Source organism: Streptomyces sp. NPDC044984 (genome assembly GCF_040646935.1).
GTDB lineage: Bacteria > Actinomycetota > Actinomycetes > Streptomycetales > Streptomycetaceae > Streptomyces.
This window is the reverse complement of record NZ_JBEZBE010000054.1, coordinates 24,898-34,706: the sequence shown is the minus strand read 5'-3', so window position 1 is coordinate 34,706 and position 9,809 is coordinate 24,898. Positions and strand designations below refer to the sequence as shown.

The window sequence follows — 9,809 nt, the reverse complement described above, 5'->3', positions numbered from 1 at the left end:
TGCCGCAGCCGCCCGGAGTACGGGCCGTACTCGCCGACCGGCAGGTACGGCCCGATGACCTCCCACTCTGCGTCCGTCAGTTGCACTCACGTCATACAGAACGGCCTACCGGACCAGACCCTGTCGCGAGAGCGGAGTCCGGAACTGCCACTGTCTGCCCTCGAGCCGAACCAGGCTCAGCCGAGACCGCGGTGGGCGGCCCACAACGTCCCGGCGCGGCTGGCCGCGTCGACAACCAGAGCCGCCAGTTCTGGTTCGTCGGGGACCGGGAACGAGACATATGCGCCCCGACCACCGCCGACTGGTCGGCCGTAGGCTTTCGCGGCGAGGTGACCGTCCGGGAGAAGCCGGATGTTGAGTGTGGTCAGTTGGAACTCTTCACCACGTCGAGTGTCCGTCCAGCGGAGCGCCTGCGGGATCATGACGTTGATCGCCAGAGCACTCACTTCCAGGTCGCTACTCATGGACGGATGCTCTCACGCGAGTCGCACAGGCGGGGCGAAGTAGGCAGTTTGATCACGACTCGATACGCACCCAAGCAGGGCTGCCTCCCTCTGCTGCTGTTCGCGGCGCACTTGGTGCCGGCGGCGGTCACCCCTTAGACGTCGTCTCATTTGGCGAGTCTGCGGTGGCAGATGAGAGTGCAGGCGATGGCGCTGAAGGCCAGGAAGTGTTCGGCCTTGCGTTCGTAGCGGCGATGCAGGCGACGGCAGCCGGCCAGCCAGGACATCGTCCGCTCGATGGTCCAGCGGTGCCGGCCCAGCCGGGTGGAGGACTCGATGCCCCTGCGGGCGATGCGGTGCCGGATGCCTCGCTCGCGCAACCATCGCCGCAGGTCGTCATAGTCATAACCCTTGTCGCCGTGCAGCTTGGCGGGCCTGCGCCGACGCGGGCCGCGACGGAACCGGATCGGCGGAATGCCGCGGACGAGAGGCTTGAGGGCCTGGCTGTCATGGAGGTTCGCGCCGGAGATCCCGATCAAGAGGGGCAGACCGGTCCGCTCGGTGATCAAGTGGATCTTCGAGCCCTTCTTGCCCCGGTCCACAGGATTCGGACCCGTCAGGTCCCCCCCCCTTTCACGGCCCGCATGTTCACCGAGTCGATCGCGCACCGCGACCAGTCCAGCTCCCCGCACGCGCCCAGCTCGTCCAGAACCAGACGGTGCAGCTTCGCCCAGACCCGGGCGGCACTCCACTCGATGAAACACCGGTGCGCGGTCGGCCCCGACGGACCGAAGACCAACGGCAACTGCCGCCACATGCAGCCGGAGATGGCCACGAAGACGATCGCCGCCAGCACCTCACGGTCACCATAACGACGCCGCCCACCACCCTGCGGACGCGTCGGAGCGGGCGGCACCACCCGCTGAAACAACTCCCACAACCCGTCCGGGACCAGCCGCTCCACGATCGTCATACCTCAAAATTACGAACCCAAATGAGACGACGTCTAAAGGCCACGACATTTGTATGCCCCCTCTTGCGGAGAGCTTCATCAACGGACAGCGAGCCCCTTCCAACCTCCCAAGGGCGACTGGGTGTTGGACGGGCCTGCGGAATGGCGAAGCTCCTGGTGGACGAGTTGTCGACCAAAATCAACCGTCGTTCCAGGAGCTCCGTCTGCTTGTCTACCCGTCGGCCATCGACCTGTCCACCGTGCAGCTGCGTCACCTGAGCCGGGAGCTGGCGGCACGACGTCGGGAGATAGGCACTCGGTGGCGGCGGCTGACGGTCGGTCGTCAAGCCCTGCTCGCCCTGGCCCACCTGCGGTGCGGCGACACCTACGCACAGCTCGCGGCCGGGTTCGGTATCGGGATCGCCACCGTGTACCGCTACATACGCGAGGCGATCGACGTCCTGGCCGCGCTCGCGCCCATGCTCAACGAGGCAATGGCGACGGCCCGTTCGAAGGCGTACGTGATCCTGGACGGCACCGTGCTGCCAATCGGCCGGATCGCCGCCGACCGGCCCTACTGCTCCGGCAAGAAGCGGCACCACGGCATGAACGTGCAGGTGCTGACCGATCCGTTCGGCCGGCTGCTGTGGGCCTCGCCCGCTCTACCCGGCGCGACACACGACCTGACGGCGGCCCGCGAGCACGGCATCATCGACGCCCTCGCCGAAGTCGGCCTCAAGCTTACGCAGATAAGGCGTAGCAGGGCGCGGCCCGCAACATCCGAGTTCCGTTCAAGGGGCGCCGCCTCAAGCGGTGGCAACGGCGTCACAACACCACCCACGCCAAGATCAGGTGCGTCGGCGAACAGGCAATGGCCACGCTCAAGGGCTGGCGTCTCCTGCGCAAGCTGCGCTGCAGCACCAACCACATCACCGCGATCGTCAAGGCTGTCCTCGCCCTTCATCTCGCTGCCGCGTCAGGATGAAAACACCTCAGTCCCGGGGGCGGCGTTGTGGTGCGGACGCTGGCGGACTCATGTCCGGCAAATAGTGACGAGCGAAGAGCGTGGCGACCAGATCTCGTCGGCTGCGGACGCCCGTTTTGTCGAACACCGACTTCAGGTGGTCCTGGACCGTGTGCGGTGACAAGCCTGCACTGCGGCTGATGTCGGCTGTGGACCGCCCCCGCAACACCAGTGCTATGACGTCCCTCTCACGAGAAGTCAGTCCGTACGCCGCGACGATCAGTGCGATGTGCTCAGTGGGACCGGCTCGTTCGACGACGACGGCGGTGCGGGCCGGGGCCGCCGTGGGTTCCTCCAGGCGCCAGGCGTGCAACCGTATCCGGCCGTGCCTGCGGCTGTGCATCCACGAGGTGTAGGAGGCCGCGGCCCCTGCGGCCTGCACCGCTGCTGCCACCGCGTACACGGCGGGAGGCAGTCCGCGATCCCCGGACGGCACGCCGTCGGCGTGCGCCAGGTCGTTGAACCACATGGCCACGGTGGGTGTCGCATGGACCACTTGGTGGTCGCCGTCCAGCAACACCAGTCCCGGCGCCGTCTCCGAGGCGTTCGCTTCGGCCAGCCGCGTCAGGTGCAGGTGGCGCAGTGCGTCTCCCAACGGCTGGACCAGCGACGCCGCCGCAGCCAGCTCTGCGGAGCCGAACGGGGGCGCGTCGTCCGCGCGTCCCATGACCAGGGCGCCCCATGCTCCGTGACGGTCCCGCAGCAGCACACGCAGCTCGTCGCGGAAGCCGAGGGGCCGCATGATGTCGCGGTACCGGGGACTGAGGGTGAGGTTCCCGCTCGTCTCCCGGCTGAGCAGGCCCACCGGCGTCGGTCTGGCCGCCAGATCGGACAGATCGTTGGCATCCCCCTCGCGGTACTCGATGTCGAGCATGCGCGGCATCATGGCGGGCGGCAGGCCGTCTCGGTAGTCACCGCCGGTGTTCATCAACGTCTGCGGATCCACGGTCAAGCAGGCGCATACGTCGAAGCGCAGCGCAGGCCGTACAACCCGTTTCACCGCCTCGAAGAACTCCTCGACGCTCCGCGCGGACTGCGCCGCCCGCGCCGCCGCGTCCCCGGTCTCGCCGACCCGCCTTGCTCCCCCATAACGCCTCATGGTCCGAGGCTAAGCGTGCACAACGGTTCCCGAGCCCGGTTTGCGCAGGTAGTTGTGCCTCCGCTTACCGTGCCCGGGAACCGTCGATATCCGGGGCGCGCGATCGACGCCTCGGTACGGGTCAGCGGTTGTTGTGCAGGACGAGGTTGAGCTTCGCCCAGTCCTTGCCGCCGTTCTCCCCGTTGCGGAGCGTGATCTCGCTGACCGTCGAGGTCTGTCCCGCGGGAACGTAGCGGTTGAAGTTGTACTCGGCGTCGAGGTCGGTGTTGGTGTCGTTCGTGCCCTCGTAGAACCGTAGGGTCACATAGATCATGACTCCGCCGCCGGCGTCCGTCTCCGCGGACACATGCTTCTCCACACGGATCTCGCCCCCGCACGTGGTCTCCCACCACACCGACGGTGTGCGGACCTCGTTCACCCAGCCCTCGGAGGCGACGTTGCCGTTGCAGTACGTACCGGCGGCGAAGATGCCCTCGTCGTCGCGGATCGTGTAGGTGCCGGTCAGAGCGACGTTCCGCCACACGGAGGCCGTGACCGCGTCACCCGCCGCAGACGGGGCCGCACCGGCAGCCGGAGCCCCCGCCACCGTCAGGCCGGCGACTGCGGCCGCGGCCAGCATCCCCATGGTCCTTCTTCGCATGGACATCTCTTCCCCCTCGTTGTCGTCACCGAACGCGCCGAAGGCGGCTCATCACCCTCGACCGGGTAAAGAGTGCCGCGGCCGGTCGGCGTATCCCATCCCAGACATCTGGGGGGTCGCACCACCGGCACCCCCGCGCCCGGCCTGCCGTACTTCTCCGGCAGCTGCACCCACTGAGCCCAGTCTGGAACTTCCAGGCGAGGGCGTCGATCACCTCTCGGTGCTCCCGCCACCGACCACCCCGGCTCGGCGTCCGATCCGGAAGCAACGGCTCGATCCGCGCCACTGCGCGTCAGTCAACGACTCATCCGGACAAACGATCAGGCGACGCGGAAGGAGCGGCTACACGCAGCTGCCGTCAGCCCTGCCGACAGTTGCCCACCAGCCGATCACGCGGGCTGCCCTCGGGTCCGGTCGCAGGCCCAGAGGGTCGAGACCGAAGTGATCCTCCAGCTCTTGCCGCAGAAGCGCACCAATCTCCACCTGGTCCGCGCCACCACGGAGGCGCTGGAGCAGAGGGGCGAGCATGCAGTCGTACTCGTCCTGCACCTCGTCGGCGACGCCGATCGGATCCCACTCATTGAGCAGTTGCCGCAGGCCGTTCTCGGTGGCGTCGATTCTAGGTCGCATCGCACCAGGGTGACACCCGGGAACCGCCGTCATCACTCGCGCTCGCCATGACGCAGACGTAACCGCCTGGTTGAAGGGGTTGCAGAGTGTGGGGTGGCCGTCGAAGGTGAAGAGACCTCGTCGGAGGTGACCGTGCTGGTGTTGACGGCCTACCCACTGGCTGGTGACGAAGGCGAACCCAATGCCCCCAGTGAAACGGCGGCCGACACCGCCCGGGCCGGTTCCCGGCCCGGGCCCCGGGGTCATGAGGTGGCGCCGGTCAGGGCGAGGAACTCGCTGCGGGACCGGGCGTCAGAGCGGAGCAGGCCGAGCAGGGTTGAGGTCATCGTGGTGGAGCCGGTGGCCTGGACGCCGCGCAGGCTCATGCAGGCGTGCTCGGCTTCGATGACTACGCCGACGCCTTTGGGTTCCAGGTGGCTTTGCAGCCAGTCGGCGATCTGCTTGGTCAGGCGTTCCTGGACTTGGGGGCGGCAGGCGAAGTGTTCGACGATGCGGGCGAGCTTGGACAGGCCCAGGATGCGGGCGCCGGGCAGGTAGCCGACGTGGGCGGTGCCGGTGAACGGCAGCAGGTGGTGCTCGCACACTGACCGGACAGGGATGCGGCGGGCCAGGACCAGTTCGTCATAGCCCTCGTCGTTGGGGAAGGTGGTCAGGTCGAAGGGGCGGGGGCTGAACAGTTCGGCGTACGCGCGGGCCATCCGGCCTGGTGTGCCGCGCAGGCTCTCGGAGGTGGTGGGGATGCCGAGCGCCGTGAGGAACTGGCCGGCCGCGGCTTCCGCCGCGACGAGGTCGATCCCTGCGGGTTCGTGGACTACTCGCAGGGCAGGTCGTGCCGGTGTCGTGTCCTGGTCACCGTGCAGGTCTATTCGGACGGTGGCGTGGTGCGGGTGCTCGGTCATTTCAGCTGCCTCCGACACCGAGGGCGGTGAGCAGGACCAGGACGAGGGTGACGACGGCAAACAGGCCGTGGGCCAGGACGACGCTGAGGGGGAAGTGACGTTCGGCGGGGACGGCTGCGTCGGTTCCGGGGGCTGCTGCTGAGGTCGGTGCTCCGGCGGCGGCACGGTCGCGGTGGACGGAGATCCAGCGGGCCAGCATCACGAATCCCAGCAGGGCGACAGGCAGGAGCAGGCCGAAGGAAGTCCAGGCCAAGGCGCTCTTGTCGGCGACGACATAGATGATCCACACCACGAGTCCGATCGCGGCCAGGGCGAAGTGGCCAAAGAGGACGGGTGCGGGCAGGCGGCTGGTCCCGGACTGCTGCTGGCGGATTCCGTCGCGCTGGATCCAGGTGCCGAGCATATAGAACCCGCCAAGAGCGGTGATCACCCAAGTGATCAGTGCGGCGATATCCATGGGGAAACTCCCGAGTGAGGTCAGGTCCAGGGCGGCCGGACCGCGCCGGCGCCGAGTAAAGGGTTCGCGGGTCAGCCGTTGAGGCTGGCGTTTCGCGCGCGGGTGCCGGGTGTGTATCCCTCGGCTTGGGTGTTCTCGTCGGCGACGCGGACGCCGTAGCGGTATGCGAGCTTGCCGCCGAGGAACCCCGAGACGCCCAGGACAGCGAGGCTGACCGCAGAGAGGACGAGCCTGCCCACGCTGTCCCGCCGTCGGTGTACGTGCTGTAGCGCCATAGGAAGTTGATGGCGTAGGCGGCGGTGACCAGCAGGTTCAGCGTCATGTGGACCAGGGCGGTACGGAAGGCCGGGGTTCTCGTCGGGATCGCGAACATGTCGAGGAAGCCGACCGTGGCGGCCAGCAGGGCGCCGATCACCCCGACGGCGATCAGCCACTCCGAGCCCTGGCTTAGTACTCCAGCCGGACTTCTGTATTTGTCCTGGTCAACGGCCTGGCGGTGGGGAGTGTAGCGGGGGTTCGGCAGGTGCGGGACGGTCTTGGGCCGGCTGTCCCGCCAACGGGTGCCCGCGCCGCATGTAATGACTGTCAGTCTTCTCGCACCGGATCCCGCAAGGATCGGGTAGTCCCGGCTGAGGCGGTCTGACTCTTGCTTATGACTGACCCCGTGAGTGTCCTGGCGTTGATCTGTCGACCGTCCGGCCGGGCACGCAGCAAGCGCTGCCGCCGGACGGACGTGACCTGATAGGAGCCTGGAGCCGACTCACCAAAGCGTCCCCGTGACAGTCCTGTCCGTCCGACCGGCGACAGCGTGAACACCCACGTTAGCGACCGGAAGGACCAACCGTGCACCACAGCGAGCAGCCCAGGTCCGGGCATGTCGTGATCGGCGTCGACACGCACAAGCACGTGCACGTCGCAGCAGTGATGGACACGATCGGCGGGATCCTGGCCACCTTGACGGTTCCTACCGACACTGGCGGCTTCCAGCAACTGGCGGACTGGGCAACCTTGTTCGGTAAGGTTCTGGCCTTCGGGATCGAGGGCACCGGATCCTACGGCGCCACGCTGACCTCGTTCCTGCGCAGGGCCGGCCACAAGGTGGTCGAGGCCGGACGCCCGGACCGCCGGCTGCGGCGCATGAACGGAAAGTCCGACACCCTGGACGCCGAGAACGCTGCCCGCGCAGTGCTGGCCGGGTTCGCGACCGCCACGCCGAAGACCGCCGACGGCGAGGCCGAGATGATCCGCCAACTCAAGATCGCCCATGACCAGGCCGTTGAACAGCGTGCGGCAGCGATGGTCACGATGAAGGCGCTACTCGTCCACACCCCGGACGCCCTGCGCCGGGAGACTGCCGGCAAGACCCAGATCAGCCTGGCCCGGCAGCTCGCGGCTCTGCGTCCTCGCCGTCTGGAAGGACCCGAGGACGCACTTCGCCACACCCTGCGGACGCTCGCCAAGCGATGGCAGTACCTGGACGCTGAGGCCAAGGAACTGACGAAGATGATCGGCAACCTGGTCCAGCGGGTCGCCCCGCAGCTGCTCGAGCCGTTCGGCATCGGCGTGGACACGGCCGCGGAGATCCTCGTCGTGACCGGCGACAACCCCGAACGGATCAAGTCCGAGGCCGCTCTCGCCAAGCTCGCGGGCATCGCTCCCGTGCCCACCGGCTCGGGCATGACCGGCGGCAGGCATCGCATCAACCACGGCGGCCACCGCCAGCTGAACACCGCGGTCTACCGAACCGTCATCGTCCGGATGCGTTTCCACCAGCCCACGATCGACTACGTCGCCCGCCGCACCGCCGAGGGCAAGACGAAACGGGAGATCATCCGATGCCTCAAGCGCTACGTCATCCGCGAGGTCTACCACCTGCTCCAACCCGCCCCGCGGGCGGCCTCCGCAGCGAGTTGACAACTATAGGAGCGTCAATGCCCTCGCCGAATCGTTCTTCCAGGGCCTCAAGCGGGAGCTGCTACACGGACGGCGCTGGACGCCGAAGGCGCAGGCCCGCCTGGAACTGTTCCGCTGGATGTCGTACTACAACCGACGCCGTCGGCACTCCGCACTCGGCTACCTCACACCGGTCGAGTTCGAACAGCATCTGATCGCATCACATACTCTGTCACTCGCCGCATGAAACCCGGTGTCCACTCCCGGGGATCAACCTCAACATCAGCAACAGCATCCTGCGGCTTGGAAGACACACCCTCATGCTCACACCGCCGAAGCCCCAAACACCACAGAACTAACGAAAGACTCAGTAGAGATCATCTCATTCTGCAGGCGCACCATGGCGTCGGTGATGGCTCTGCTCTCCGCGGCGTCCTCGGCGCTGTCGTGGCCTGGGGCACCTGTTCCGGGCGTCATCCGGTCCTGTTTCCGTCGGTCCCTCGCGCGGGCAGCAGCCGGGCCAGCGCCCAGGCGTTCCCGGCCGCCACCACGGTGACCGTCCCGCGGCATCGCGCACGTCAGACAGCAGCAGTACGGCTGCCTGTGCCCGTGAGGGTGGCGGGTCGTGCGAATGGTGTGGATCAGTGGGCCGTGTCAGCCAGCTGACGGGGTGAGGCTGGTGCGGTCGAACGGGCCACCGTGCGCGGCGGCGTACGTGATGGCGTCATTGACGGCATCGAGGCCGAACGGCCGGACCCGTTCGGGGGTGAGATCCAGAGTGCCCGAGGCGAGGAGCCGGATGATGCCGACATTGGCTGGGCGCGGGTACATCCACTGCCCGCGCACGGTGATCGAGTTGCGCATGATCCATGGGTACGGGAGTGCGAGGTCGTCGCCGCCGAGCATGCCGACGCCGCCCATGAGGACGACGCGGCCGTACTCGCGCACGGTCATGGCCGCCGCACGCGAGGCCGAGCTGGGTGCGCTCGGCGGGAGCAGGTCGATCACCATGTCGATCGGGCCGTCGGCCGCCGCGGTCATCGCCGCGCGGTCGGTGGCCTCGTCCCCGGTCAGCGGGACCGGGCGCAGACGCGGACCGAACCGGTCGGCGAGCAGGTCGAGCGCGGCCTTGTTGCGGCCGGGAGCGACCACGCGGCCCGCGCCCATCGCGAACGCGACCGCGACCGCGCTGCTGCCGAGGTTGCCGGTGGCCCCGCTGACGAGCAGCGTCTCGCCGGCCGCGAGCCCGCCTGCCAGCAGCCCGCCGTAGGAGATGGTGTGCACGGTGAGCGCGGCCCATCGGGCCGGGTCCTCCCCGGCCTCGGCGGGCAGCGGGAAGACGTTCTCTGTCGGGGCCCGCATGAGCTCGGCGAACGCGCCGTCGTGCAGGTACTCGGCGAGCCGCGCACCGCCCTCGCCACGTGAACTCCAGCCCTGGAGCGTGATGTCGGGCGTCAGGGCATCGTCCCGCGAGCGCACCGTCGAGTCGCACCACACCAGGTCGCCGGCCTGCAGCCGGGTGGCGTCCGGGCCGACGTGGAGGATCCGCCCCACCGCGCCGACACCGGGTACGACAGGGGGGACAAGAGGGTAGTTCCGTTTGCCGCTGAAGACTTCGGCCGCGTAGGGCGCCACGTTGGCGGCGAGGACCTCGACCACCACCTCACCGCCCCCGGCCTCGGGGTCCGGTACCTCCCGCACCGCGAGTGGGGCGCCGAACCGCGTCAGAACTGCTGCTCGCACGTGATGACCTCCGTGTTGTCCGTGCTCTT

The 9,809-nt window shown here is 68.2% G+C and carries 10 protein-coding genes and 3 pseudogenes; 3 read left to right on the top strand and 10 right to left on the bottom strand.

Features of this window, described 5'->3' with window-relative positions; all coding sequences use genetic code 11:
- Window positions 1-176: 176 nt before the first annotated feature.
- Both AB0A94_RS35680 and AB0A94_RS35675 read right to left on the bottom strand, forming a co-directional pair.
- A complete protein-coding gene (locus AB0A94_RS35680) occupies window positions 177-464 on the bottom strand; it encodes a hypothetical protein (protein WP_230214991.1) in 288 nt (95 codons plus the stop codon).
- A gap of 146 nt (window positions 465-610) precedes the next feature.
- Window positions 611-1,416, bottom strand: a protein-coding gene (locus tag AB0A94_RS35675; protein ID WP_361750772.1) for an IS5 family transposase whose coding sequence is annotated in 2 segments (ribosomal slippage) — window positions 611-1,063 and window positions 1,066-1,416 — 804 coding nt in all. Because the reading frame shifts where the segments join, the coding sequence is not laid out codon by codon here.
- A 203-nt stretch (window positions 1,417-1,619) separates the two neighbouring features.
- On the opposite strand from AB0A94_RS35675, the pseudogene AB0A94_RS35670 reads away from it, so the two are divergent.
- Window positions 1,620-2,380 (top strand): annotated as a pseudogene (locus AB0A94_RS35670) (transposase family protein).
- Between the two features lie 7 nt (window positions 2,381-2,387).
- On the opposite strand, the gene AB0A94_RS35665 reads toward AB0A94_RS35670, so the two are convergent.
- The 7 genes and pseudogenes from AB0A94_RS35665 to AB0A94_RS35635 form a co-directional block, all read right to left on the bottom strand.
- On the bottom strand, window positions 2,388-3,518 hold the full coding sequence (locus AB0A94_RS35665) for a helix-turn-helix transcriptional regulator (RefSeq protein ID WP_361750770.1): 1,131 nt from the start codon (window positions 3,516-3,518) through the stop codon (window positions 2,388-2,390).
- 121 nt (window positions 3,519-3,639) lie between these two features.
- Complete coding sequence (locus tag AB0A94_RS35660) at window positions 3,640-4,158, bottom strand: hypothetical protein (RefSeq protein WP_193460418.1); 519 nt, start codon at window positions 4,156-4,158, stop codon at window positions 3,640-3,642.
- A gap of 342 nt (window positions 4,159-4,500) precedes the next feature.
- Window positions 4,501-4,788 carry a hypothetical protein gene (locus AB0A94_RS35655; RefSeq protein WP_361750768.1) on the bottom strand — a complete coding sequence of 96 codons (288 nt, stop codon included), beginning with the start codon at window positions 4,786-4,788 and terminating at the stop codon, window positions 4,501-4,503.
- A 242-nt stretch (window positions 4,789-5,030) separates the two neighbouring features.
- Window positions 5,031-5,687 carry a GTP cyclohydrolase I FolE gene (gene folE, locus AB0A94_RS35650; RefSeq protein WP_361750766.1) on the bottom strand — a complete coding sequence of 219 codons (657 nt, stop codon included), beginning with the start codon at window positions 5,685-5,687 and terminating at the stop codon, window positions 5,031-5,033.
- 1 nt (window position 5,688) lies between these two features.
- Window positions 5,689-6,144 (bottom strand): hypothetical protein, encoded by a 456-nt coding sequence (locus tag AB0A94_RS35645; RefSeq protein ID WP_361750764.1) that lies wholly within the window; start codon window positions 6,142-6,144, stop codon window positions 5,689-5,691.
- A gap of 71 nt (window positions 6,145-6,215) precedes the next feature.
- Window positions 6,216-6,383, bottom strand: a complete 168-nt coding sequence (locus AB0A94_RS35640; RefSeq protein ID WP_361750763.1) for a hypothetical protein — start codon at window positions 6,381-6,383, stop codon at window positions 6,216-6,218.
- A gap of 53 nt (window positions 6,384-6,436) precedes the next feature.
- Window positions 6,437-6,559, bottom strand: a pseudogene (locus AB0A94_RS35635) (hypothetical protein); the annotation flags it as partial.
- Between the two features lie 428 nt (window positions 6,560-6,987).
- Between AB0A94_RS35635 and AB0A94_RS35630 the strand changes: the two are divergent.
- Window positions 6,988-8,058, top strand: coding sequence for an IS110 family transposase (locus AB0A94_RS35630; protein ID WP_361750761.1), 1,071 nt, complete (start codon window positions 6,988-6,990; stop codon window positions 8,056-8,058).
- Between the two features lie 16 nt (window positions 8,059-8,074).
- Window positions 8,075-8,284: pseudogene (locus tag AB0A94_RS35625) on the top strand (integrase core domain-containing protein); the annotation flags it as partial.
- Between the two features lie 407 nt (window positions 8,285-8,691).
- On the opposite strand, the gene AB0A94_RS35620 reads toward AB0A94_RS35625, so the two are convergent.
- Entirely contained in the window at window positions 8,692-9,780 is a 1,089-nt protein-coding gene (locus tag AB0A94_RS35620) for an alcohol dehydrogenase catalytic domain-containing protein (protein WP_361750759.1), read from the bottom strand.
- Window positions 9,781-9,809 lie beyond the last annotated feature (29 nt).

Bases quoted from the DNA above. Each gene is read 5' to 3' on its own strand.
- AB0A94_RS35680 (WP_230214991.1), bottom strand. From the start codon at position 464: ATGAGTAGCGACCTGGAAGTGAGTGCTCTGGCGATCAACGTCATGATC.
- AB0A94_RS35665 (WP_361750770.1), bottom strand. From the start codon at position 3,518: ATGAGGCGTTATGGGGGAGCAAGGCGGGTCGGCGAGACCGGGGACGCG.
- folE (WP_361750766.1), bottom strand. From the start codon at position 5,687: ATGACCGAGCACCCGCACCACGCCACCGTCCGAATAGACCTGCACGGT.
- AB0A94_RS35655 (WP_361750768.1), bottom strand. From the start codon at position 4,788: ATGCGACCTAGAATCGACGCCACCGAGAACGGCCTGCGGCAACTGCTC.
- AB0A94_RS35660 (WP_193460418.1), bottom strand. From the start codon at position 4,158: ATGCGAAGAAGGACCATGGGGATGCTGGCCGCGGCCGCAGTCGCCGGC.
- AB0A94_RS35645 (WP_361750764.1), bottom strand. From the start codon at position 6,144: ATGGATATCGCCGCACTGATCACTTGGGTGATCACCGCTCTTGGCGGG.